The 24,971-nt window shown below is 70.8% G+C and carries 23 protein-coding genes and 1 tRNA gene; all 24 read right to left on the minus strand.

What is annotated here, in order from left to right:
* Positions 1–135 precede the first annotated feature (135 nt).
* The gene (locus ACIA5G_RS27895) at positions 136–1,356 is read right to left on the minus strand and encodes a diguanylate cyclase (protein WP_395929247.1); all 1,221 of its coding nucleotides are present in this window, start codon (positions 1,354–1,356) and stop codon (positions 136–138) included.
* Positions 1,357–1,843: 487 nt separating this feature from the next.
* Complete coding sequence (locus ACIA5G_RS27900) at positions 1,844–2,599, minus strand: SRPBCC family protein (RefSeq protein WP_395928295.1); 756 nt, start codon at positions 2,597–2,599, stop codon at positions 1,844–1,846.
* A 100-nt stretch (positions 2,600–2,699) separates the two neighbouring features.
* Positions 2,700–3,554, minus strand: a complete 855-nt coding sequence (locus tag ACIA5G_RS27905; protein ID WP_395928298.1) for an FAD binding domain-containing protein — start codon at positions 3,552–3,554, stop codon at positions 2,700–2,702.
* Complete coding sequence (locus ACIA5G_RS27910; protein ID WP_395928300.1) at positions 3,551–5,992, minus strand: xanthine dehydrogenase family protein molybdopterin-binding subunit; 2,442 nt, start codon at positions 5,990–5,992, stop codon at positions 3,551–3,553. The genes ACIA5G_RS27905 and ACIA5G_RS27910 overlap by 4 nt, the downstream gene beginning before the upstream one ends.
* Positions 5,992–6,516 (minus strand): (2Fe-2S)-binding protein, encoded by a 525-nt coding sequence (locus ACIA5G_RS27915; RefSeq protein ID WP_395928302.1) that lies wholly within the window; start codon positions 6,514–6,516, stop codon positions 5,992–5,994. Before ACIA5G_RS27915 ends, ACIA5G_RS27910 begins: the two co-directional genes overlap by 1 nt.
* 256 nt (positions 6,517–6,772) lie before the next feature.
* Positions 6,773–7,885, minus strand: a complete 1,113-nt coding sequence (locus ACIA5G_RS27920) for an XdhC family protein (protein ID WP_395928304.1) — start codon at positions 7,883–7,885, stop codon at positions 6,773–6,775.
* Complete coding sequence (locus ACIA5G_RS27925) at positions 7,878–8,990, minus strand: VWA domain-containing protein (RefSeq protein ID WP_395928306.1); 1,113 nt, start codon at positions 8,988–8,990, stop codon at positions 7,878–7,880. Before ACIA5G_RS27925 ends, ACIA5G_RS27920 begins: the two co-directional genes overlap by 8 nt.
* 23 nt (positions 8,991–9,013) lie before the next feature.
* Positions 9,014–9,087 (minus strand) — tRNA-Arg (locus ACIA5G_RS27930).
* 293 nt (positions 9,088–9,380) lie between these two features.
* A complete protein-coding gene (locus tag ACIA5G_RS27935; RefSeq protein WP_395928308.1) occupies positions 9,381–11,147 on the minus strand; it encodes a hypothetical protein in 1,767 nt (588 codons plus the stop codon).
* A gap of 45 nt (positions 11,148–11,192) precedes the next feature.
* On the minus strand, positions 11,193–12,062 hold the full coding sequence (locus ACIA5G_RS27940; protein WP_395928310.1) for an AAA family ATPase: 870 nt from the start codon (positions 12,060–12,062) through the stop codon (positions 11,193–11,195).
* Positions 12,063–12,119: 57 nt separating this feature from the next.
* Positions 12,120–12,704, minus strand: coding sequence for an NTP transferase domain-containing protein (locus tag ACIA5G_RS27945; RefSeq protein ID WP_395928312.1), 585 nt, complete (start codon positions 12,702–12,704; stop codon positions 12,120–12,122).
* A gap of 72 nt (positions 12,705–12,776) precedes the next feature.
* Entirely contained in the window at positions 12,777–13,607 is an 831-nt protein-coding gene (locus tag ACIA5G_RS27950) for an IclR family transcriptional regulator C-terminal domain-containing protein (RefSeq protein ID WP_395928314.1), read from the minus strand.
* A gap of 10 nt (positions 13,608–13,617) precedes the next feature.
* Positions 13,618–14,022, minus strand: coding sequence for a 4-carboxymuconolactone decarboxylase (gene pcaC, locus ACIA5G_RS27955; RefSeq protein ID WP_395928316.1), 405 nt, complete (start codon positions 14,020–14,022; stop codon positions 13,618–13,620).
* Positions 14,019–14,795: a 3-oxoadipate enol-lactonase gene (gene pcaD, locus ACIA5G_RS27960; protein WP_395928318.1), complete on the minus strand. Its 777-nt coding sequence runs from the start codon at positions 14,793–14,795 to the stop codon at positions 14,019–14,021. Before pcaD ends, pcaC begins: the two co-directional genes overlap by 4 nt.
* Positions 14,796–14,818: 23 nt before the next feature.
* Positions 14,819–15,373, minus strand: coding sequence for a protocatechuate 3,4-dioxygenase subunit alpha (gene pcaG, locus ACIA5G_RS27965; protein ID WP_395928320.1), 555 nt, complete (start codon positions 15,371–15,373; stop codon positions 14,819–14,821).
* Positions 15,370–16,107 (minus strand): protocatechuate 3,4-dioxygenase subunit beta, encoded by a 738-nt coding sequence (gene pcaH, locus ACIA5G_RS27970; protein ID WP_395928322.1) that lies wholly within the window; start codon positions 16,105–16,107, stop codon positions 15,370–15,372. The genes pcaG and pcaH overlap by 4 nt, the downstream gene beginning before the upstream one ends.
* A 9-nt stretch (positions 16,108–16,116) precedes the next feature.
* Positions 16,117–17,298 (minus strand): thiolase family protein, encoded by a 1,182-nt coding sequence (locus ACIA5G_RS27975; RefSeq protein ID WP_395928324.1) that lies wholly within the window; start codon positions 17,296–17,298, stop codon positions 16,117–16,119.
* A 167-nt stretch (positions 17,299–17,465) separates the two neighbouring features.
* Entirely contained in the window at positions 17,466–18,218 is a 753-nt protein-coding gene (locus ACIA5G_RS27980; RefSeq protein ID WP_395928326.1) for a CoA-transferase subunit beta, read from the minus strand.
* Between the two features lie 124 nt (positions 18,219–18,342).
* A complete protein-coding gene (locus tag ACIA5G_RS27985; protein ID WP_395928328.1) occupies positions 18,343–19,152 on the minus strand; it encodes a CoA transferase subunit A in 810 nt (269 codons plus the stop codon).
* A 165-nt stretch (positions 19,153–19,317) separates the two neighbouring features.
* Positions 19,318–20,634 carry a glycoside hydrolase family 27 protein gene (locus tag ACIA5G_RS27990; protein ID WP_395928330.1) on the minus strand — a complete coding sequence of 439 codons (1,317 nt, stop codon included), beginning with the start codon at positions 20,632–20,634 and terminating at the stop codon, positions 19,318–19,320.
* A gap of 31 nt (positions 20,635–20,665) precedes the next feature.
* Complete coding sequence (locus ACIA5G_RS27995; RefSeq protein ID WP_395928332.1) at positions 20,666–21,499, minus strand: carbohydrate ABC transporter permease; 834 nt, start codon at positions 21,497–21,499, stop codon at positions 20,666–20,668.
* Positions 21,499–22,452 (minus strand): carbohydrate ABC transporter permease, encoded by a 954-nt coding sequence (locus ACIA5G_RS28000; RefSeq protein WP_395928334.1) that lies wholly within the window; start codon positions 22,450–22,452, stop codon positions 21,499–21,501. The genes ACIA5G_RS27995 and ACIA5G_RS28000 overlap by 1 nt, the downstream gene beginning before the upstream one ends.
* Entirely contained in the window at positions 22,452–23,720 is a 1,269-nt protein-coding gene (locus ACIA5G_RS28005; RefSeq protein ID WP_395928336.1) for an ABC transporter substrate-binding protein, read from the minus strand. The genes ACIA5G_RS28000 and ACIA5G_RS28005 overlap by 1 nt, the downstream gene beginning before the upstream one ends.
* A gap of 19 nt (positions 23,721–23,739) precedes the next feature.
* Entirely contained in the window at positions 23,740–24,930 is a 1,191-nt protein-coding gene (locus ACIA5G_RS28010; protein WP_395928338.1) for an ROK family protein, read from the minus strand.
* Positions 24,931–24,971 lie beyond the last annotated feature (41 nt).

Genomic DNA, 24,971 nt, shown 5'->3' on the forward strand with positions numbered 1-24,971 from the left:
CACCGCAACCCGGTTCCGCCCAGCCTCCGGCATGGGCACCGCCCGGCAACCAACACCGCACCCAGCTCACACCGCAACCCGGTTCCGCCCAGCCTCCGGCATGGGCACCGCCCGGCAACCAACACCGCACCCAGCTCACACCGCAACCCGGTTCCGCCCAGCCTCCTTCGCCCGATACAGGGCCGCATCCGCGGAGCGCAGAACATCATCAAGCGTCGGACCAGCCTCAGGATGCCGCGCGACCCCGATCGACACCGACAGGCCGCTCACCCGGACCGTCCCGCCGCCGGTCGAGATCACGACGTTCAGCTCTCCCACCGCGACCCGCACCCGCTCCGCGATGCCGAGCACGTCAGCACGGCCGATGGCGGGCAGCAGCACCACGAACTCCTCACCGCCGAACCGGCCGACCGTGTCGCCCTGGCGTACCGAGCCGGAGATCGCCACCGCCACCGCGGCCAGCACGTCGTCGCCGGTCAGGTGGCCGTACGTGTCGTTGATGCGCTTGAAGTGGTCGAGGTCGATCATCAGCACCGCGAAGCCGATCGTGCCGCGCCGCTGGGCGCGGGAATGCTCGCGTACCGCGGACTCGTGCCAGCCGGCCGTGTTCAGGAGCCCGGTCTTCTCGTCGGTGACCGCGGCGACCTGCAGTTGCTGCTTCAGCAGCAGGTAGCGGTGCAGCAGCAGCAACGGCGCAATGACGAACACCACCAGCACCGGCTGCTCGACCAGCGCCAGCGCGGCGAGCCCGCCCAGGCACAGCGTCGCCAGCTCGAAGGCGTTGTCCTCCCAGGTGCCCATCAGGTCGGCCGCCGAGCGCTGGCTCGTGTAGAGGTAGATGCCGGCCGCCACGAGGCCGACGTTCACCAGCTCGAACACCGCGGCGGCCAGGCACAGCGCAAAAAGGCCGCGTGACGTCTGCAGCGGCGTCCCGTTGAGCCCGGACACCGCAAGAACGGACGAAGCGGCGAAGCAGGAGAGCATCGCCCACGCCGTGCTGGCGACGAAGCGGTGCGCGGGCCGCGTCCGGACCTGGCGCCACACCCGCACCCACAGGTGCGTGTAGAGCGCAACGGCCAGCAGGGCCACCCACGCCGGCGGGAGCAGGACAACACCGGCGAGGTACCAGACCGACGTGACGTTGATGTGCGTCTGCCCGCTCATCCACCGCCGCAGCCGTTCGATGCGCCGGGACATCTCGGCCTGCGCAACACCGAGCGCGACCAGCACGCCGAACCAGACCGGCCGCACCGGCCCGCCGAACCCGGTGACCAGCGCGGCCACGGTCGCCCCGACGGCGACCAGCTCACAACAAAGCGCGTAGGTGATCCAGCGGGCTTTCGCCCCGGCCCACATTTCCCATCGCGCGGGCCAGCCCGGCCAGGCGGAAAGCGCTTCCCGGCGCACGGCGGCCTGGGCTCTCAAGAGCCGAAGCCATCGAAGTGACGGACCGGCATCGTGACGTACCCCTTGCGCGAAGTTCGGCCGACCAGGTTGCCCAGCGTAGCCGTTCCGACGACGCGCGTCGCCGGTCCGGGGGAATTGCAGGCAACACGCGTGCGCGAAGACCCGCACAGGGTAGATCCGCCCAGCTCAGCAGGCTTTGGTGACGCTCGGGAAAGGAGTGTCGCCTTGAGAGAATCACCCCGGGAACGCCGATTCGAGACCGCAGGAACGGGAATCCCACCGCCGACGACGGCAGCACCAATTCGCCTGCAGCGAGCAGGCCGCCACAAGCTGACGAACCACCAACGCGTGCCACATCACGGCACCGCGTAGCGATCACCGGCGCGAACTCAGCGCACGAACCGTCAGCGCCGTCCCAACCGCCCGTGCAACCGCGCTACTTGCGCAACGCCCGAATGATCGCCACCAAGCCGACCACCGCCGCGATTCCCAGCAACACCGGCGCCAGCCGCTTCAAAACCGACTGCCCCGCGTAGTCGAGCAGGTCGATCGCTTCCGTCTCCGGCGCCGCCGGCACGCTCCGCAGCGGCGGCCGGTCCGTGGACGTCGTCGCGCGAGGCTCCGTGTTGATCTCCGGCGTCGTCGGGGCCGGCTTGACCGGCGGCTCCTGCTTCGCCACCGGCTCGGGCGCGGCAGTAGGCGAAGCCGGTGCCGGAGCAGCAGCAACCGGCGCCGGGGCCGGCTCCGCGGCCGGGGCCAGTTTGCCCGACAGACAGCCCGCGAACGTGTCGAGGATCTTGCCGCCCACCTCGCTGATCAGGCCGCGGCCGAACTGGGCCGGCTTGCCCGTGATCGCCAGGTCGGTCGCGACCGTGCCGTGGGTGCCGCCCTCGGCCTCCGTCAGGGTCAACGTCACCGTTGCCGCCGCCGTGCCCGCTCCGCGGGAGTCCTTGCCCGAGGCCTTGATCGTCACCTTGTGGGCCGCGTCGTCCTTCTCCAGGAACTCGCCGTTTCCCTTGTACAGCAGGGAAATCGGGCCGAGCTTGACCTTCACCGTGCCGCTGAACTTGTCCCCTTCGACCTTGGTCAGGGTGGCGCCGGGCATGCACGGGGCAACCCGCTCGGGGTCGACGACCGCCTGCCAGACCTCGCCGATCGGAGCCGGGACGGTGAATTCGTGGTCGAGCCGCACGGGCCGACCTCCTTCCTGAAGACGAGGGTGCCGCCGCCCACCCTAGCCGCACCCGGCGCCCGTGCCCCGGCGACGAGACGCCGGGGCACGGGCGGCCGCGTCAGGCTCCGGCCGCCGCCGCGATGGCCCGGCCCGTCAGGACCTGGGCCAGGTGACGGCGGTATTCGACGTCGGCGTTGCTGTCGACCGGCGGATTTGTCCCTTCCGCCGCGTGCGACGCCGCCGCGCGGATCGAGTCGGCCGAGGCCTGGACCCCGACCAGCGCCGACTCGACACCCGAAGCGCGGATCGGGGTTGAACCCATGTTCGTCAGCGCGACCCGGGCTTCCTCGATCACCCCGGCTTCGGTGCGGACGGTGACCGCGACCGCGACCATCGACCACGCCTGGGCGACCCGGTTGAACTTCTCGTAGTGCGCCCGCCACCCGGTGTGCTTGGGCACGCGGACCTCGACCAGCAGCTCGTCCGCCGCCAGCGCGGTGGTGAACAGGTCCTGGAAGAACTCCGCGGCCGGCACCGTCCGGCGCCCCGAAGGCCCGGCCAGCACCAGCGACGCCTCCAGCGCCAGCACCGGCGCAAGGAGGTCCCCGGCCGGGTCGGCGTGCGAAATGGCGCCGCCGAGCGTGCCGCGGTGGCGGATCTGCGGGTCGGCGACCGTGTCGGTCGCCTCCTTGAGCAGCGCCGCGTGCTCGGCGACCAGCGCGTCACGCTGGACGTCGTAGTGCGTGGTCATCGCGCCGATCACCAGCGTGTCACCGTCCTCGCGCACCCCACGCAGCTCCGCGACGCGCCCGAGGTCGATCAACGTCGTCGGCGTGGCGAGCCGCATCCGCAGCACCGGCAGCAGGCTCTGCCCGCCGGCCAGCACCTTGGCGTCCTCGCCCGCCGACGCCAGCGCCTGCACCGCTTCGTCCACTGTGGACGGGCGGACGTAGTCGAAGGAAGCCGGGATCACTGCGCACCTCCGGTGGCGTCGATCGAACCGAGCCCGCCGCCGGCCTCGTCGCGGCCGGGGCCGCCGGCGTCGGTGGTGCCGTGCTGCATGGCGTGCCACACCCGCATCGGGGTCAACGGCATCTCGATGTCGTTGACGCCGAAGTGCCGCACCGCGTCGATCACCGCGTTGACCACCGCCGGGGTGGACGCGATGGTCCCCGCTTCACCGACACCCTTGGCGCCGAGCGGGTTCGTCGTCGACGGCGTCTCCGTGCGGTCGGTGGTGAACGACGGCAGGTCGGCCGCCGACGGCAGCAGGTAGTCGGCGAACGTGCCGGTGGTGAGCGTGCCGCTCTCGTCGTGCTCGGTGCCTTCGAACAGCGCCTGCGCGATGCCCTGGGCGAGCCCGCCGTGCACCTGGCCTTCGACGATCAGCGGGTTGACGACCACGCCGACGTCGTCGACGCAGACGTACGACCGCAGCTTGATCCGGCCCGTCTCGGTGTCCACCTCGGCGGCGCAGAGGTGCGTGCCGTGCGGGTAGGAGAAGTTCTCCGGGTCGAACGTCGCGTCCGAGTCGAGCGACGGCTCGACCCCGTCGGGCAGGTTGTGCGCCGCGAACACCGCGAGCGCGACGTCACCCATGCTGGTGGACGTCTCGGTGCCCTTGACGGTGAACTTGCCGTTGGCGAACTCGAGGTCGTCCTCGGCGCATTCGAGCAGGTGCGCCGCGATCGGCTTGGCCTTCGCGACGACCTTCTCCGCGGCCTTGACCACCGCGATCCCGCCGACGACCAGCGACCGCGAGCCGTAGGTGTCCATGCCCTTGTGCGACGACTGGGTGTCGCCGTGGATGACCTCGACGTCCTCGAACGCGACGCCCAGCTGGTCGGCGACGATCTGGCTCCACGCCGTCTCGTGCCCCTGGCCGTGCGCGGACGCGCCGGTGATGACCTCGACCTTGCCGGTGGGCAGCATCCGGATCGCCGCGTGCTCCCAGCCGCCGGCGCCGTAGTCCAGCGAGCCGAGCACCCGCGACGGCGCGAGCCCGCACATCTCGGTGAACGTCGAGATGCCGATGCCGAGCTGCACCTTGTCGCCCGACGCGCGGCGCTTCTCCTGCTCGGCGCGCAGGCCGTCGTAGTCGAAGAGCTCCTTGGCCTTGGCCGTGGCCGCCTCGTAGTTGCCGGAGTCGTAGGTCAGCCCGGCCACCGTGGTGAACGGGAACTCCTCGTGCTTGATCCAGTTCTTCTCGCGCAGCTCCATCGGGTCCATGCCGAGCTCGACGGCGAGCTCGTCCATGATCCGCTCGATCGCGAACGTCGCCTCCGGCCGGCCGGCGCCGCGGTAGGCGTCGGTCAGCGTGGTCGTCGTGTACACGTTGGTGCACGCGAAGTGGTACGCCGGGATCTTGTAGATCGCGTTGAACATGAACGCGCCGAGGATCGGCACGCCGGTGCCGACCAGGCCGTTGTACGCGCCGAGGTTGGCCAGCAGCTCGACCTTGAGACCGGTGACCTGGCCGTCTCGCGTCGACGAGATGGTGATGTCCTGGATCTGGTCACGGCCGTGGTGGGCGGCGAGCATCGTCTCCGAGCGCGACTCGTTCCACTTGACCGGCTTGCCGAGCTTCTGCGCGACGAGCAGCGACATCATCTCTTCCGGCAGGACGCCGATCTTGCCGCCGAAACCGCCGCCGACGTCCGGGGCGATCACGCGCAGCTTGTGCTCGGGGATGCCGAGCGTCAGCGCCGACATCACGCGCAGGATGTGCGGGACCTGCGTGGCCGCCCACATGGTGATCTGCGTGCTGGTCGGGTCGACAACACAGGCCCGCGGCTCCATGAAGCCCGGGATCAGCCGCTGCTGGCGGAAGCGGCGCTTGACGACGACCTCCGCCGAGCCGATCGCGTCCTCGACGTTGCCGCCGGTGCCGGCCTCGCCGGAGTCGAACTTCCAGACCGCGCTCGTGTTGCTGCCCTGGTCTTCGTGGACCAGCGGGGCGCCCTCGGCGATCGCGGCTTCCATGTCGAGGATGACCGGCAGCTCGTCGTACTCGACGTCGATGTCTTCGAGCGCATCGTGCGCTTCGGCCGAAGACCGCGCGACGACGACCGCGACCCCCTCACCGGCGAAGTTGACCTGGTCGGAGGCGAGCACCGGGCGGCGCGGCGCCTTCATGTCCGGGGTGATCGGCCACGCGCAGGGCATGCCGATCGAGCTGTCCGGGTCGAGGTCCTTGCCGGTGAACACGGCGACGACGCCGGCCGCGCCCTTCGCCGCCGACGTGTCGATCGAGACGATCTTGGCGTGCGCGAACGGGCTGCGCAGGATCGCCATGTGCAGCATGCCGGGCAGCGTGATGTTGTCGGTCCAGCGGGTGCGGCCGGTGATGAGCCGCTCGTCTTCCTTGCGGCGCCGTGACTTTCCGACTTCCGGTTCGATCGTGGCGGTCATCAGTCACCACCCACGCCGACGTGCTTGGTCTCGGTGATCCGCTCCGCGTCGGGGCCGGCGCCGGGGCTCATGTGCTGGGCGGCGTCGCGGACCGCGCGGACGATGTTCTGGTAGCCGGTGCAGCGGCAGAGGTTGCCTTCGAGGCCCTCGCGGACGGCCTGCTCGTCGGGATCGGGGTTGTCGGCCAGCAGGTCGATCGACTGCATGATCATCCCCGGCGTGCAGAACCCGCACTGGAGCGCGTGGTTGTCGTGGAAGGCCTGCTGCACCGGGTGCAGCTTGCCGTCGCGGGCGAGGCCTTCGACGGTGGTGACTTCGCAGCCGTCGGCCTGCACGGCCAGCACGGAGCAGGACTTCACGCTGTGCCCGTCCAGGTGGACGGTGCAGGCGCCGCAGTTGCTGGTGTCGCAGCCGACGACGGTGCCGACCTTGCCGATCTGCTCTCGCAAGTAGTGCACGAGCAGCGTGCGGGGCTCGACTTCGTCGGTGTACTTCGTCCCGTCGACAGTGACGGAGATGCGCATCAGGCCTCCAAAAAAGCGGATGCCCGCCGGGGGATGCTGCAGCGGCGAGGCGGTTCGGGAACGGCCAGGCCCGACCGTGATCGGGCTCACAGACCCGAGCGTGCTACGCCACCTTCGCGCGGACAAGTCCTGATGTCACACGTTCAACTACCCGTTCCGCAGATACGCGCGAACCCACCGTGGGACGCCGCATCTGCGGAAGTCCGGATGGGTGAACTTTTGTGGGCCACCCGGAGCAGCAGGATCCAGGACGCGCTCAGCCGTGGATGCGGCCGGTTAGCTCCGCGAGACGTTTGCCGCCGCCGCCCCAGCGCAGCGCGATGATCTCCGCCGCGATGGACACCGCCGTCTCCTCCGGTGTGCGCGCACCGAGGTCGAGGCCGATCGGCGAGGACAGCCGTTCCAGCTCGCCCTCGGTGATCCCGGCCTCGCGCAACCGGGAGAACCGGTCGTCGTGCGTCTTGCGGGAGCCCATCGCGCCGACGTAACCGACGTTCAGGCGCAGCGCGACCTCCAGCAGCGGGACGTCGAACTTGGGGTCGTGGGTCAGCACCGCGATCGCCGTGCGCTGGTCGATCCGGCCCGCCGCGGCCTCCGCCTCCAGGTACCGGTGCGGCCAGTCGACGACGACGTCGTGCGCGTCCGGGAAGCGGCTGCTGGTGGCGAACACGGGCCGCGCGTCGCACACCGTGACCTGGTAGCCGAGGTAGGCGCCCATACGCGCCATCGCGGCGGCGAAGTCGATCGCGCCGAACACCAGGAGCCGCGGCGGCGGCTCGAAGGAGTTGACGAACACCGCCATCCCCTCACCGCGGCGCTGCCCGTCCGGGCCGTAGTGCAGGGTGCCGGTGCGGCCGCTGGCCAGCAGGCCGCGCGCGTCGTCGGCCACCGCGTCGTCCATCCGCGACGACCCGAGCGAGCCCGCGATCCGGTCCGGCCAGACGACCATGTGCTCGCCGACCAGGCCTTCGCGCTCGTGCTCGATGATCGTGACGACCGCGACCGGCTCACCGCCGCGCACGGACGCGACGACGTCACCGAGCTCCGGCATCGACTCGCGGTCGACGTGCTCGACGTAGATGTCGATGATCCCGCCGCAGGTCAGGCCGACCGCGAACGCGTCGTCGTCGGTGACGCCGTAGCGCTGCAGCACCGGCTTGCGCTCGGTGACGACCTCCTGCGCGAGCTCGTAGACCGCGCCTTCGACACAGCCGCCGGACACGCTGCCCGCGACGGTGCCGTCCGGGGCGACGACCATCGCCGCACCGGGGGCTCGCGGGGCGGACGAGAAGGTGGCGACCACGGTGCCCAGCCCCACGGTCTCCCCCGCCGACCAGCGGCGGAACACGTCGTCCAGTACGTCACGCATCGGAAATCTCCCCGAGCAGTCGTTCCAAGGTGGCCAGGGTGTGCCCGGCCAGGAGCCGGTCGATGTGGGGCAGCGCGGCGACGATGCCCGACTGGACCGGAGCGTACCCCGCACGGCCGGCGTGCGGATTCACCCAGAATACGGCGTGCGCGAGCCGGCGCAGGCGGGCGAGCTGCTCGCCGAGCAGGCCGGTGTCGCCGCGCTCCCAGCCGTCGGAGAACACCGTGACCACCGCGCGGCGCGCCACGCCGCGCTGACCCCAGCGGTCGAGGAACGCCCGCAGCGTCTCGCCGAGGCGGGTGCCGCCGGCGAAGTCCGGCACCGCCGAGCCCGCCGCGAGCATCGCGCGCTCCGGGTCGCGCTGGCGCAGCTGGCGCGACACCCGCGTCAGCCGCGTGCCGAGCGTGAAGACCTCGACGGACTGGGGCGCGGACCGCGTCAGGACGTGCGCGAACCGCAGCAGGGCGTCGGCGTACGGGCTCATCGAACCCGAGACGTCGATGAGCAGCACCACCTTGCGCGGGCGCGAACCGCGGCGGACGTGGGCGAGCCGGACCGGCTCACCGCCGCTGGCCAGCATCGCGCGCAGCGTGCGCGACGGGTCGAGCCGGCCACGCCGCGACGGCGTCTGCCGGGCCGCGGGCCGTCGTGGCGGCTTCGGGCGGAGGGTGGCGAGCAGCTCGCGGAGGTGTTCACGCTCGGCGGTGGTCAGCGCGGCGAGGTCCCGGTGGCGCAGCACCTCCTGCGCGCTCGCGGCGACTTTCAGCTGGTCCTGACCTTCGCCGCCCTCGGCGTCCCCACCTTCGGCGTCGACGAGCGGCGCGATCCTGGCCTGCTTCGGGACAACGGACTTCGTGCGCTGCGGAGTGGACGTCTCGATCGAAAACCACTGGCTGAAGGCCTCTTCGTAACACGGGAGGTCGTCGGGGCTCGAGCACAGCGTCAGCCGCCCGGCCCAGTACAGCTGCGTCGGCTCGGCGACGTCGATCTCGGCGACGGCCGCCAGGTACGCCTGCACGCGGTGCGCGTCGCAGGCGACACCGGCGTCACGCAGCGCGGCGGCGAACCCGGCGTAGCCGGCCACCGGGTCGGAGACCGTGGTCATGTTCTCCATTGTGCGCTTCTCGGCGTCCCGGCGAGGAGTCGAACCTCGGACCTCGGCGTTCGTAGCGCCGCGCTCTGTCCTGCTGAGCTACCGGGACGGGGCGGTCTGCGCGCAGGCCCCTCCCCGGGCAGGCGCAGACCGCGCTCTTCGCGGCGACCGACCCGAGGTAGCGAGGGGTGGGCGCGAAGAGCCTTCAGGAAGATTTCAGCGAACGGCGTGGGAGATCGCGCCGCAGCGGTTCTCTTGTCGGGTCACGATCTCCTCCTCTCGGGGTCCGGTGCCTTGCTGTGCTGAAAAGAGAATGCCGCACCGTTCCCGGCGCGGCAACGCATTAAAAAACGCCCGCCCCGGCAGTCCATTGTGGACCACCGGGGCGGGCGTTTCGCTTCGTCAGGCGGCCTTGATGCCCGGCGTGATGGGCGCGCAGCCACGCAGCCCCGCGGTCTTGTTGAGTTCCAGGACCGGCGGCAGCGTCTTGTTCGCGTAGGCCTGCAGTTCCGCGAGTTTCGCGGTGTCGACGAGATCGCGGCGGACGTGGAAACTGACCCAGTTGCGCGAGTCGACGGTCAGGTTGCCGATCGGCCCGTTCACGAAGATCGTCGCGTAGTCGCGGTCGAACCGCGGGTCCTTGTCGAACTGCAAGGTGGTGATCCACGAGCCGATGAACGTGACCAGCTCGGGCTTGGCCTGCGTGAACACGTAGTCGCGCAGGCCGGCCATGTCGGCTTTGTGCAGGTAGTCGGCGATCGGCTTGTCCCCGAGCCCGGCCAGGTCGAGCACCCGGATGCGGCTGCCCAGCGACGTCCCGCCGAGGTCGATGAGCCCGACCTGCGCGGTGGCGGGCAGCTTCAGGATGTCCGAGAACCCGTTGATGGCCCGGGCGTCGCGCTCGGCGACGATGCACATCGCGGTCTTGACGTTGGCGCGGTACTGCGTGCCCTGCTCGTACAGCCCGTTGAGCGAGCTGACGAGCCCGACCACGAGCAGGCAGGCCAGCACGATCCGGCCGCGGAGCCGGGCGGCGGCGAGCGCTTCGACGACGACCACCGCGCCGCCGAACGCGCCGAGCGTCCACACCGGGGTGGCGAACCGCAGCTGCCCCATCCAGTCGTACTCGAGCACGACGAACGCGACCACGGTGAGCCCGAAGGGCACCAGCAGCGCGATCAAGCCGGTGCGCAGCCGCGACGGGCGGACCAGCAGCATCACCAGGCACGCGACGGCGACCGCGACGACCAGCCAGCCCACGTAGGCGACGATCTGGCCGGGCGCGGCGAGGTCCTCGAGGGTGGGCGGCTCCTGCCCCTTCGCGACCGCGGTGTTGGGCACCAGCCGGCCGAACTCGAACCAGCGGAAGACCACGTAAGCGCCGTACGGCACGGCGAACCCGGCGACCGAGACGACCACGGCGCGGACGCTGCGGCCGAGCAGGTCCCGCTTGAGGAACAGCAGGACGGTGATCGGGTACGCGCCGGCGTAGATGATCCCGTCGGGCCGGGTCAGCGCGGCGAGCATGGCGATCAGACCGGTGCCGGCGGCGACCTGGAAGTCCAGGAGCTTGCCGGCTTGGACCGCACGCAGGATCACGACGGCGAGCGCGGCGACGGTCAGCGCGTAGAACGAGTTTTCCAGGCCCGAGAAGCACCAGATCACGAACGACGGGATCGCGGCGAGCACGGCGCCGGCGAGGAAGGTGATCAGGGCCGGGCGGCGGCTGAGCGTCTTCGCGCCGAAGTAGAACAGGACGAGGACACCGAGGCAGCAGGCCAGGGCCAGCGCCTTCGGGAAGAGGATCTGGTCGGAGATGCCGAACAGCGTGCCGTGGTCGAACAGGCCGACCAGCTTGCCGAGGGCGAGCAGGATCATCCAGGTCGGGTTGGAGTACCCCTCGACCGGCGAGGCGCCGGGCTGCAGCACCGGGCCGAAGCCGTCGGCGACGTTGCGCGAGTAGGCGAACGTGATGGCCGCGTCGTCGATCAGCCAGTAACCGTAAAACGAGGCGTGCACGGCGATCAGCGCGGTGCCGCCGAGGATCGCGGCCACGGCGGCGAGCTTGCCGCGCCACCCCCGCCGGGTGGCCGTCGGATCGGCCGGGTGGGCCTCGTCCGGCTCCGGCTCGGCCAGCGGCCTCGCCTCGGTCGTTTCCGCCACACTCATTCCGCCGGTCCTCCCGCGCCTTCGGTCGTCCCCGGAACCGGCCGGTCAGGCGAACAAGGCGTCGAGCTTTGCCCGGACCCGGTCGAGGTCTTCGCTGTATTTCAATACGGCACCGAGCGTCCGCGCCGCCGATGCCGCGTCCAGCTCGTCACGCTGAAGAGTCAACAGGGCTCTCGCCCAATCGAGTGACTCCGCAACTCCTGGTGGCTTCAGCAGGTCCATTTCGCGGAGACGATGCACCGCTTCAGCGACCTGCCGAGCAAGGAGTTCACCTATTTGCGGGATCCTACGGCGCAGGATCGTGACCTCCCGAACCAGGTCCGGGTGTTCCAGCCAGTGGTAGAGACAGCGGCGCTTGAGGGCGTCGTGCACTTCGCGGGTCCGGTTGGAGGTCAGCACCACCAGCGGCGGCACTTCGGCGCGGACCTCGCCGTACTCGGGGATGGTCACGGCGTGCTCGTCGAGCAGCTGCAGGAGGAAGGCTTCGAACTCGTCGTCGGCGCGGTCGATCTCGTCGACGAGCAGCACGCACGGCGCGCTGATCAGGGCCTGCAGCAGCGGCCTGGCCAGCAGGAAGCGTTCGGTGTAGAGCGAGCGCTCGGCGGTCTCGACGTCGACCACACCGTCGTTCGTCGCTTCGAGGGCGCGCAGGTGCAGCAGCTGGCGCGGGAAGTCCCACTCGTAGAGCGCCTGGCCGGCGTCGATGCCCTCGTGGCACTGGAGACGGATCAGCGGGAGGTCCAGCGCGGTGGCGAGCGCCAGGGCGAGCGACGTCTTGCCGGTGCCGGGCTCGCCTTCGCAGAACAGCGGACGGCCCATCCGCAGGGCGAGGAACCCGGCGGTCGCAAGCCCGTCGTCGGCGAGGTAACCGGTCGCGTCGAGCGCGGCGGCGAGTTCTTCAGGCGAGTCCGTCACGAAGTCGATCGTAGGCGGCCGCGGGGCTGTGCGCGGCCTTGATCCGGGGGCGCTCGCCTACGGGGCCGAGCCCGGCAGGTCGGCCCGGCGGTCGACGTCCCGGCCGCTGCCGAGATCACCGCACTCGACCAGCCGGAGGTCGCCCCGGCCGGCCAGCCAGTCCCGGGCGCCACGATCACCCTGGGCGGTTTCGGCGATCTCGGGCCACCAGCGGCGGCCCAGCAGGACGGGGTGGCCGGGCACGCCGTTGTAGGCCGCGCGGGCGACGCTGTCCGCAGTGGCGCCGTCGGCGACTCTTGCGACGATTTCGGGCCCGACCCAGGGCAGGTCGACGAGGTGGACGAGCGCGGCTTCCGGGCCGTCGGTGCCGGCGAGGGCGGCCAGGCCGGCTTTGAGGGAGGCGCCCATGCCGCTTGCCCAGTCCTCGGCTTCGACGGCCTGGGCGGGGTCGGGCAGGAGTGCGCGGACTTCCTCGGCGGCGGCGCCGACCACGATCCGGATGGGGTCGCACCCTGCGGCGGCGAGGGTTCGGAGGGCCCGGAGGACGAGGGGGTGCCCGTCGAGTTCGGCGAGGGCTTTGGGACCACCGAACCGACGGCCGGCACCGGCGGCGAGGAGAAGCCCGGCGACGGGTCGGGTCATGAGCGCACCGCCGCTGACGGAGAAACGAGCCGGGCGGCCCACGGGAATTTCGCCGCGCGCGTCCGGGGCTGCTCAGCCATGGGCGCGGCCCGGGGCGCCGACCGCCAAGTCCGCCTCGATGGCGCGGGCCGTCTCCAACAGCGGGGGCACCAGGTCCTGCCGGACCGAGTCCGCCGTGGTCCGGCTGGCGTGGGTGGACAGGTTCACCGCCGCCACCACCTGGCCCGTGCGGTCGTGGATCGGGGCGGCCACCGAGCGGAGGCCTTCCTCCAGCTCCTGGTCGACCATCGCCCAGCCCTGCTCGCTCACCTTGGCCAGTTCCGTTCGCAGGCGGTCCGGGGAGGTGACCGTGCGGTCGGTCAGGCGGTCCAGCCTGGCCACCACGAAGTACGCCTCCAGCTCCGCCTCGCTCAGCCCGGACAGCAGGACGTGCCCCATCGACGTCGCGTACGCCGGGAAGCGGGTGCCCACGTTGATGCTGACCGTCATGATGCGGGAAACCGCCACCCGCGCCACGTAGACGATGTCGGTGCCCTCCAGGACCGAGACCGAGCTCGACTCGTGGACGCCGGTGGACAGGTGCTCCAGGTGCGGCTGCGCGACCTCGGGCAGCGTCATGCTCGACAGGTACGAGTACCCCAGCTCCAGCACCCGCGCCGTCAGCGAGAAGTACTTGCCGTCCGTGCGGACGTAACCGAGGTCGGTCAGGGTCAGCAGGAACCGCCGGGCCGCCGCGCGGGTGAGGCCGGTCGCGCGGGCGACGTCGCTCAACGTCAGCTCCGCCGCTCCCGCGTGAAAGGCCTTGATCACGGCCAGCCCGCGCTCCAGCGACTGCACGTGGTGGGCGCCCCGGTGGGCCGGCTCGCTGTCCAGCTCGGCTTCGATGGGCCTCCCCGTGTCCATGCGCGGCACCCTATCCGGCGTCGGCCGGCAGGGCGCTCGGCTCGCCGAGCTCGGCCAGGGTGCGCTGGGCGATGGCGAACGCCGCGTTGGCCGCGGGCGCACCCGCGTAGACCGCCGTGTGCAGCAGCACTTCGCCGATCTCCGCCGCCGTGAGGCCGTTGCGGACCGCGGCGCGGACGTGCATCGCCAGCTCGTTGTGCGCCTGCAACGCGGTCAGCGCCGCCAGTGTGACGCAGCTGCGGGTCCGCCGGTCCAGGCCGTCGCGGGACCACACCGAACCCCAGGCGCCTTCGGTGATGTAGTCCTGGAACGGCCGGCTGAAGTCGGTGGTGCCGGCGACCGCGCGGTCCACGTGCTCGTCACCGAGCACTTCGCGCCGCACCTTCATGCCCTGCTCGTGGCGTTCGTCCGTCACATCGCCTCCAGGTGCCCGAGGATGAGCCTGGTGAACTCCTCGGGCTGTTCGTAGTTGCCCAGGTGCGCGGCGTCCGCCACGACCTCCAGCCGGGCGCCCGGGATGCCCGCCGCGATCAGGTCGGCGTGCCCTTCCGGGGGTGTCGCCGGGTCGTCGGCGCCCGCGATCACCAGGGTGGGCGCGGTGATCTTCGGCAGCACGTCGAGCAGGTCCATCCGCTCGATCGCGCCGCAGCAGGCCGCGTACCCCTCGGCCGGGACCCCGGCGATCATCGCGCGCAGGAACGCGGCGCGGTCCGGGTGCCGCTCGATGTACCCCGGGGTCAGCCACCGGCTGACCCCGGGCTTCGCCACCGCCCCGGTGCCCTCCGCGCGGACCGTCGCCGCCCGGTCCGCCCACATCTGCGGCGGGCCGAGCTTCGCGGACGTGCAGCAGAGCACCAGGCTCGCGATCCGGTCCGGCGCGTGCACGCCGAGCCACATCCCGGTCATCCCGCCGAGGGACAGGCCGACGAGGTGCGCCCGCTCGATCTCGAGGTCGTCGAGCATGGTGAGGAAGTCGGCGCCCAGGTCGTCCAGGTCGTAGGGCCCGGGTGGCACCGGCGACGCGCCGTGCCCGCGCGTGTCGTACCGGACGACGCGGAAGCCGCGCTCCAGCAGCGGCACCACCTGGGGCTCCCACATCCGGACGTCGCTGCCGAGCGACCCGCCGAACACCACCACCGGCGCGTCCTCGGGCCCTTCGACGACCCGGTGCAGCCGCACGGCACCCACGCCCTCGCCTCCGTTCGCGCTCGTCATACCCGGAAGAAGACGGTCTCGCCGGCACCTTGGAGCCGCACGTCGAAGCGGTAGCCGTCCTCGGTCGTCGCCGCGATCAGCGTGGCCCGCCGCTCCTCCGGGACGGTCGCCAGCACCGCGTCTTCGGAGTTGTCCTGGTCCTCGAAGTAGATCCGTGTGACGACCCGGTTGAGCAGGCCGCGCGCGAACACCGACACGTCGATGTGCCGGGCCTGCGTGGTGCCGCCCTCGCCGGGCACCGCGCCCGGCAGCAGGGTGAGGATCCCGTAGGTGCCGTCGGTGGTGGTCGGGCACCGGCCGAAGCCGCGGAACTCGCCGGCCGCCTCGCCGCGCGGGTCGTCCGGGTGGCGGAACCCGCCGTCCGGGTCGGCCTGCCAGGTCTCGATCATGGCGTCCGGGACCGGGTCGCCGTTGCCGTCGCGCACGATGCCGCGGATCCAGAACGCGCCGGGTGTGCCCTCGGGCACGACGTACGGGCCGTCGGGCCAGGGCAGCCCGATCGACAGGTACGGGCCGACGGTCTGCGAAGGGGTGGGAAGCAGCTTGGTCATTCGTCTTCGTCCTCTTCGTCTTCGAACACCGACGCCTCGCGCCCGCGCAGGACGATGTCGAACTGGAACCCGAGCGCCCACTCGGACTGCGTGATCTCGTGGTCGTAGCGCGAGACCATGCGCTGCCGGGCCTTCTCGTCCGGGATCGAGTTGAAGATCGGGTCCTGGGAGAAGAGCGGGTCGTCCGGGAAGTACATCTGGGTGACCAGGCGCTGGGTGAACGCCGAGCCGAACACCGAGAAGTGGATGTGCGCGGGACGCCAGGCGTTGTCGTGGTTCTTCCACGGGTACGCGCCGGGCTTGATGGTGGTGAAGGTGTAGCGGCCGTCGCTGTCGGTCAGGGCGCGCCCGAGGCCGTCGAAGTTCGGGTCGAGCGGCGAGGGCCAGCGGTCGCCGGTGTGCCGGTAGCGGCCGCCCGCGTTCGCCTGCCAGATCTCGACGAGCGAGTCGCGCACCGGGCGGCCGTCGCCGTCGAGCAGCCGCCCGGTGACGATGATCCGCTGGCCCTGCGGCTCGCCGGCGTGCCCGCGGGTGAGGTCGTTGTCGTGTTCACCGAGGCGGCCGGGCCCGAGCAGCGGGCCGGTGACCTCGGTGAGCATCTGCGGCAACAGCACCAGCGGCTGTGTGGGGTGCCGCAGCGCCGTGGAGCGGTAGCCGGTGTAGTCCAGCGGCGGGTGGGTGCCTTCGGGCTCCTCGCCGTAGCGGGGCAGCCTCAGTTCGGTCGGAGTAGCCACGTCGCCTCCTCAGCGGCCTTCGAGGACGACGGCCAGGCCCTGGCCGACGCCGATGCAGATGGCGGCGAGTCCCCAGCCCCCGCCGCGGCGGTGCAGGTCGTGCGCCAGGGTGCCGAGGATCCGCCCGCCGGACGCGCCCAGCGGGTGGCCGATGGCGATCGCGCCGCCGTGGGTGTTGACGATCTCCGGGTCGAGGTCCTTCCAGTCGCGCAGGCAAGCCAGCGACTGCGCGGCGAAGGCTTCGTTGAGCTCCACCGCCGCCAGGTCGTCCCAGCCGATGCCGGCGCGCTCCAGCGCGATCTCCGCCGCACGGACCGGGCCGATGCCGAACACGTCCGGGTCGACGCCGGCCGCGCCGCGGCCGGCGATCCGGGCGATCGGGGTCGCGTTGAGCCGGCCCGCGGCCGCCTCGTCACCGAGGAGCAGCGCCGAGGCGCCGTCGTTCAGCGGGGAGGCGTTGCCCGCGGTGACGGTGCCGTTCTCCTTGCGGAAGGCGGGCTTCAGCTTCGCCAGCTTCTCGGGGCTGGAGTCCGGCCGGATGCCCTCGTCGCGGGCCAGGTCGACACCGTCGACCGGGACGACCATGTCGTCGTAGAAGCCTTCGTCCCACGCCTTGGCGGCGTTGACGTGGCTGCGCGCGGCGAAGGCGTCCTGCTCGTCACGGCCGATGCCGTAACGCTCGGCGAGCTGTTCGGTGGACTCGCCGAGGGAGACGGTCCACTGCGACGGCATCGCCGGGTTGACCATGCGCCAGCCGAGCGCGGTGTTGTAGAGGGTCTGGTTGCCGGCGGGGAACGCCTTCTCCGGCTTCGGCATGACCAGCGGCGAGCGGGTCATCGACTCGACACCACCGGCGACGACGAGGGAGGCGTCACCGACCTGGATCGCCCGGCTGGCCTGCATCACCGCGTCGAGACCGGAGCCGCAGAGGCGGTTGACGGTGCTGCCCGGGACGCTGGTCGGCCAGCCGGCGAGCAGGGCCGCCATCCGCGCGACGTTGCGGTTGTCCTCACCGGCGCCGTTCGCGTCGCCGAGGGTGACTTCGTCCACTGTGGACGGGTCGAGGTCGTTGCGGGCCTGGAGGGCTTTGAGCACACTCGCGGCGAGGTCGTCCGGGCGGACGGCGGACAGGGCGCCGCCGTAGCGGCCGAACGGGGTGCGGATCGCGTCGAGGACGTAGACGTCGGTCATGCGTTCACCTTCCGGATCGGCGGTGCGGGGTCGCCGGGGTGGTCGGGTGGGGACGGTTCGGTGCGGTGGGGAGAGCCGCCCGCGGGGCGACGGTCACCGATTCACCTTGCCACGGCAGGCGTGGTGGGCGCGCGGGACGACGAGGAGACCGGAGTGGAGGAACACCGTCACGCCTTCTCCAGTTCTCGCAGGAGGGTCAGCTCCTGCTCGGTCGGGGCGGGCGTGACCTTCAGGTCGTCCGCGACCTTCAGTTTCCACCCCGTCGCCGCGATCGCCTGGTCGAGGTCCACGCCCGGGTGAAGCTCGGTGAGGGTGAGCTCGGCCGTCTCCGGGTCGGGGCGCATCAGGCCCAGGTCCGTCACCACCAGCGTCGGGCCCTGGCCCGGGAGGCCCAGGCGCTCACGGTCGCCCTTGCCCGTTCCGTGGCCGAACGACGTCACGAAGTCGACCTTCTCCACGAAGGCCCGGGGGCTCTGGCGCAGCACGATGAAGACCTCACCGCAGGAGGCCGCGATCTCGGGGGCGCCGCCCGCGCCGGGGAGGCGGACCTTCGGATCGTGGTAGTCCGAGCCGATCACCGTGGTGTTGATGTTGCCGAACTTGTCCAGCTGGGCGGCGCCGAGGAAACCGACGTCGATGCGGCCGGGCTGGAGCCAGTAGTTGAACACCTCCGGGACGCTGATCACGGCGTCGGCGGTGTCGGCCAGCTCGCCGTCGCCGATGGAGAGCGGGAGACGGGACGGCTTCGCGCCGAGGCAGCCGGATTCGTAGATCAGCGTGAGGTCCGGGGCGTGCGCGCGGCGGGCGAGGTTCGCCGCCTTGCTCGGGAGGCCGATGCCGACAAAACACGACATGCCGTCGCCGAGGGCGCGGGCCGCCGCGATGCTCATCATCTCGTCGGAGGTGTAGTCGGTGGTCATGCCGTAACCTCCGCGGACTCGGGGCGGGTAACCGGGGCGGGGCTCCGGCCGAGGGCCGCTGCCTCGGGGAAGGGGACAGCGGCCCCCGGCCTCTGGGGGGAGCCGGGTTCGTGGTGGAAGCGGGTCATGCCGTCACCCCGGTCAGCTCGTTCAGCCACTTCGTGAACCCTTCGCGGTCGCGGCCGATCTCGTCCCACGCCTGGTAGGACGCGTTGTCACGCTCGTAGTAGCCCGCCGCGTACGACGGTTTTGCGCCGCCCGGGACCTCGGCCACCGCGGTGACCACCCAGGCCGGGAGCACGATCGCGCCGGGGCGGGGTTCCAGCTCGTCGACGATCTCCTCCACCGTCACCAGGGAGCGCTTCGCCGCCAGCACCGCTTCCTTCTGGACGCCGGTGATGCCCCAGATCTGAACGTTGCCTTTGCGGTCGGCGCGCTGCGCGTGGACGATCGTGACGTCCGGGTTCAGCGCCGGGACCGCGGTCAGCCGCTCGCCGGTGAAGGGGCACGTGATCGGCTTGATGGTCTCGGTCTGCGCCGGGAGGTCGGTGCCGGTGTAACCGCGCAGCACCGCGAACGGCAGGCCGGACGCGCCGGCGACGTACCGGTTCGCCATGCCGGCGTGGCTGTGTTCCTCGATCTCCAGCGGCACCGGCCAGTCGTGCTGGACCGCGTCGCGGAAGCGGTGCAGCGAGCCGACACCGGGGTTGCCGCCCCACGAGAAGATCAGCTTGCGTGCGCAGCCCGCGCCGATCAGCTGGTCGTACACGATGTCCGGGGTCATCCGCACCAGCGTGAGGTCCTTGCGCCGCTGCCGGATGATCTCCTGCCCGGCCGCGACGGGGATGAGGTGCGTGAAGCCCTCGAGCGCGACGGTGTCCCCGTCGTGCACCAGCCGGGCCACGGCCTCTTCCAGCGACAGCAGCTCCGCCATCACGTGCTCCAAACTGTTCGCATCACGCACACTCGTTCTGAAACCGAACATAGCACGGTGACCGGGGCGCCGACCAGATGTCTTCCACCCAATGGATGACGCAGGCACGACGAAGGGGACTTTCCTCGCGTGCGCGGGCGAGGAAAGTCCCCTTCGGAACGAAGATCAGCCGATCCGCACCAGCCGGGAGCCGTGGGCGGGCACGGCGGAAGCGGTCCAGGAGCCCCGCGACCGCCCGAGGTCCGTCCGCGCGACGAGGTCACGCAACGGCTGCGAACCGCGAACGCCCAGGGCAGCGAAGTCCACCGTGATGTCCGCGGGAGACGAACCCAGGTTGTAGACGGCCGCGTACGTCCGGCCGTCCGGCGCGCGCTTCTTCCACACCTGGAGGTTCCCGCCGGTCACCTGCGATGCGTACGACCCGGCCTGGTCCACCCGGATCACCTCGGGGTTCGTCAGGATCGACACCGCGGTCGCGTCCAGGAAGTAGATGTCTCCCCCGACGTACAGCGGTGAGGACGCCATCGACCAGAACGTCATCACGCTCTGGCGCTCGACGTCGTCGATCCCGTCCTGGATGCCGCTGCCGGTGTTGTTGCTGATCGGCATCGAGTCCAGGTCGGGCCGGTACTGCGGGCCGAAAACACCCTGCCAGCCGGGCAGGTCCGCCCACCGCGCCTTGACCGAGCTGTCCCACGTGGACACCGTGTCGCAGTAGCACTCGACGTCCGTGTCGATCCGCACGCCGTTGGCGTAAGGAGCGAGGGACGGCCCGATGGACCGCGGCACCGGCCACGCGCTCGCCGTCAGCCACATCGGCCGCCGCGAGTGGTCGATGGCCGCAGACCACGCTTTGATGTCGGCGACGTTGTCCGCCGTCGTGCCGTCCACCTTGACGAAGTCGACACCCCAGGAAGCGAACCGCGCCACGATCGAGTCGTAGTACTTCTGCGCGCACGGGTTCCTGAAGTCGACCTTCCAGTTGCCGCCCCAGCCGTTGGACGGCGTCAGCGGCCGGTACGCGATGTCCTGGGCGTGGCACGACGTCCCGAGGATGGGCGCGTTCTTGTTGTAGACCTCCTTTTCGAGGCCCGTCACGGCGTACAGGCCGAGCTTGAGCCCGAGACCGTGCACATAGGAGGCCAACGCGGGGATCCCGGACGGGAACCGCCCCGGATCGGGCGCCGGGATCCCGTTGGTGTCGGTGTGGAACACCCACGAGAGGTCCGCGTTCCAGCCGGAATCGATGTTGACGTTGGTGTAGCCGGCCGGCTTGAGCTTCGAAGCCAGCGCCACGGCCGCGTCACGGACGTGCGATTCGTTCAGCCACGATGTGCCGTAACCCGCGCGGGTCGACGACTCGAGGCTCCAGCTGCTCCAGCCCATGAACGGCTTGACGAACGGCGTCCGGGCGTCGGCGACAGGTACCAAGAAGGCGAGAAAACCGAGCACAGCAAGGAAAACGGAAAGGAGGCGCTTCAAGAGACACTCCTCGGATGAAGGGGAAGGGGACCTACTCCTTGAGCCCGCTCGCCGCGATGCCGCTGACGATGAACCGCTGGGCGACCAGGAACATCGCGACCAGCGGCGCGATGGTGACGAGCGCGCCGGCGAACAGCGCCGGCAGGTTGACCGACTGCGCGGTCAGGAACGTCGAGAGGGCGATCTGCGCGGTCCACGACGACGGGTCCTGCCCGATCACCAGCGGCCACAGGAACGCGTTCCAGCTTTCGATGAACATCAGCGCCCCGAGCGACGCGATCATGCTCCCCGAGTTGGGCAGCACGAGCCGCCGGTAGACACCCAGGTAACCGAGGCCGTCGAGCCGCCCGGCCTCCTCGATCTCGGCGGGGAACCGCAGGTAGAAGTTGCGGAAGAGGATCACGGTGAACGCGCTGAACAGGTTCGGCGCGATGATCCCCCACTCGGTGTTGACCCCGCCCAGCGAACCCACGACGACGAACGTCGGCACGAACGTCACCGACTGCGGGATCATCAGCGTGACCAGCACGTACGTGAACACCGCGCGCCGACCGGGCACGTTGATCCGGGCCAGCGCGTACCCGGCCATCGAGCCGAACAGCGTGCCGACCGGCGCGGTCACGATCGCGACCAGGAACGAGTTCCAGAGCGAGTGCGCCATCGGCACCGACGCGTCGGCGAACAGGTCACCGAAGTTGACCCACGACAGCGGGTCCGGCAGCCACGACCAGTCCGGCGAGCTGACCTGCTGCCGCGTCATCAGCGCGTTGCGCACCATGATGTAGAACGGCAGCAGGAAGATCACCGCGAGGACCGATGCGAGGACGTACTTCGGCGCCTTCCGGGGAACCGTGAGGACGGCCATCAGTCCTTCTTCCCGAAGCCGACGAACCGGCCCTGCAGCAGGGTGATCACGACGATGAGCACGGTCAGCAGGAACGCGCCCGCCGAGCCGACGCCGTAGTTCTGGTCGCCGAGCGCGGAGTCGTAGAGGTAGACCAGCGGTGGTTTCACCGGCGCGGTCGCGGTGCCCGAAAGCCCGGTGCCGAACAGGTTGTAGAACTCGTCGAACGCTTGGAAGGCCGCGATCAGGATCAGCAGCAGCACCGCGACGGAGGTGTTCCGCAGCTGCGGCAGCGTGATGTAGCGGAAGGCCTGCCACTTGGTCGTGCCGTCCAGCTCGCCGGCCTCGTACAGCGACGGCGAGATCGCCTTCAGCCCGGCCAGGAACAGGATCATGTACAGCCCGACCTGCAGCCACAGCCGCAGCGTCACCACCGCGACCCAGTACACCGGCGGGCTCGTCTCCGACAGCCACGGCACCGGGTCGGCGCCGAACAGCCCGCCCAGGACGTTCGCAACACCGGACGGCAGGCCGTTGAACAGCGCCATCTTCCACACCAGCGCCGCGACGACGTAGGACACCGCGGCCGGGATCAGGAACACCGTCCGGAAGAACGCCTTGCCGCGGCGAATGCTGTTGATCAGCACCGCGAGGCCCAGCGAAGCGACGAAGGTGATCGGCACGATGAACACCGTGAACAGCGCGATCGTCGTCAGCGACGTCCGGAAGGCGTCGTCACCGAGCAGGAACGCGTAGTTGTCGAAGCCGATCCAGTGCCCGATGTTGATGGTGCCACGGGCGTCGTTGAAGCTGAGCAGGAAGCTCCACGCGATCGCGACGTACTTGAACAGCCCCAGCCCGAGCACCACCGGGCCGGTGAGCACGGTGAACGCGCCGATCGCGCGCCAGTCCCGGCGGCGGCGCCGCTTCGCCACCACCCGGACCGCCGGAGCCTTCTCCATCACGGCCGTCATCAGGCCAGCTGCTTGTCGACTTCGGCCTGGGCCTTCTTCGCCGCGTCGGCGAGCTCGGCGGCCGGGTCGGCCTGCCCGTTCGCGATCTTGGTCGCGGCCTGCAGGAACAGCGTCGCCGACGCCTTGTTCCAGAGCCCCGAGTACGACTTGCCGTTCTGCTGCGAGATCGTCACGGCGTCCTTCGCCGGGCCGCTGGAGAACTCGGTCGTCTGCGCGGCGACCGGTTTGCGAGCCGGGATGTGGAAGCCGTACTGGACACACCAGTCCTTCTGCAGGTCGGCGTTCTTGATCCAGAGCCAATTGATGAACTGCTTCACCGCATCCAGATGAGCAGACTTCGCGTTGGCCAGCTGGTACCAGCCGCCGACCCGCGCGACCTGCTTGCCGGTGTCGCCGAACTTCGGCCACGCGATCACGCCGAAGTCGTCACCCAGGGCCTTCTTGATGTCCGGCAGCGACCACAGGCCGCCCCACTGCATCGCGGTGGCGCCGTTGGCGAACGCGCCGGGGTCGGACCAGTCGGTCGGGTAACCCTGGAGCAGGCCGCCGGTGTCGTGCAGCTGCTTGAGCCCGCCGATCGCGGCGATCGCTTCGGGCGAGGCGAAGGCGACCTTCTTGCCGCTGCTGTCGAAGAAGTCGCCGCCGGACGACCAGAGCAGGAGCGTCGCGGCCTCGCCGACACCGTCGGTGCCGACGTAGAGGCCCTTCTGCTTGCCGCTGTTCAGCTTCCGGGTCGCGTCGAGCAGCTCGGCGAACGTCTGCGGCGGCTGCACACCCGCGGCCTGCAGCGCGGACTTGCGGTAGTACAGCATCATGACGTCGTCGATCATCTTGACGCCGTAGATCTTGCCGTCGACGGTCACGGTGTCCAGCGCGGCCGGGCTGAAGTCGGCCTTGACCGGGTCCACGACGTCGTCGAGCGGCGCGAGCAGGCCGTTCTTGACGTTCTGATACCGGAAGTCGCCCAGCTCGAACAGGTCGGGCGCCTGCGCGGTGAGCATCGCCGAGTTGAGCTTGGTCTCGTAGTCGCCGGCGATCCAGCTGACGTTGATCGCGATGTCCGGGTTGGCCTTGGTGAACTCCTGCGCGTAGCGCTGGACCGCTTGCTGTGTCCCGGATTCCCCGTACGCGTGGTACCACTGCTGCAACGTGACCTTGGCGCCCGAAGCAGCGCCCGCGTTCTTGTTCAACGGGTCCGAGGTGCAGCCCGCGAGGGCCGCTCCCCCGGCGAACAGGACGGAACCGACCAGGAAGCTTCTGCGATTCATGGGGCTCACAAGGGACTCCTTAGACGCTCTCGGCGACAAAAAGACTTTGGATGGCGACGGCGGCCGCGCCCCGCGCCCACTCTTCGAACGGCAGCGGCCGGATCACCAGGCCGCAGCGGGCGGCGCTGCCGAACGCCTGGACTGCGAAGGTCCGGCGGATCTGCTCCTCGAACAGGTCGTAGGTGGCGACGCCTTCCCCGGAGACGACGACCCGCTCCGGGCCGAACAGGTTGACCAGCGCGGCCAGGCCGAGCCCGATCGCGTGGCCGGCCGCGGCGAACACCTCGCGCAGCGGCTCGTCCCCGCCGCGAGCGCGCGTCACCGCGTCGTCCATGGTCAGCGCGGGTTCTCCCGCGATGAACCGGGCCCGGGTGAGGATCGCTTCGGTGGACGCGATCGCTTCGACGCACCCCCGGCCGCCGCAGTGGCAGGGTGGACCGCCGTCGGCGACCGGGACGTGCCCGATCTCGCCGGCGACGCCGTGCGCGCCGCGGACCAGGTCGCCGTTCACCACGAGCGCGCTGCCGATGCCCGTACCCACCGTGACCAGCGCGAACGACGATGCGCCGACACCCTCGCCGAACCACTGCTCGGCCACGGTCAGCGCTTTGACGTCGTTCTCCAGCGTCGTCGTCAGGCCGGTCGCCTCGTCGAGCAGCTCGGCGAGGGGCACGTCCCGCCAGCCGAGGAACGGCGAGTAGCGGACGACGCCGGACGCGCGGTCGACGTCGCCGGACACCGCGACGCCGAGGCAGTAGGCCCGCTCGCGGAGGTTGCTGGTGCCGTCCGGAGTAGGCCCGGCCAGGAGTTCGCCGACGAGGTCGGCGAGCGCCTGCACGACGTGGTCGACGTCGTGGCCGGTCAGCGCGTGGTGGGCGCTGGCGCGGACGTCGGCGCGCAGGTCGGTGACCACGCCGATCAGGTCGTCGCCGGTGATCTTGACCCCGACGAAGTACTCGCGGTCGGGCCGGATGGCCAGGGGGTTCGCGGGACGGCCGGCACCGGGCGCGGTCCGGCCTTCGGAGGCGAGCTCTTCGAGGTAGCCGGCTTCGATGAACGGCCGGGCGGCCTTGGTGACGGCGGCCGACGACAAGCCGGTGCGCCGGGCGACGTCGACGCGGGAGACCGGCCCTTCGGTCAGGACCGTGGTGAACACGGTCGCTGCCGCGGGACTGGTGATCGGCGCCCTTGCCGGTGCACTGCGAGGCATGGCCGGAAGGGTAGGCAGGATTAATTAACTTCGTCAAGAAT

This window comes from Amycolatopsis sp. NPDC051758 (genome assembly GCF_044453095.1).
In the GTDB taxonomy this organism is placed as follows: Bacteria; Actinomycetota; Actinomycetes; order Mycobacteriales; family Pseudonocardiaceae; genus Amycolatopsis.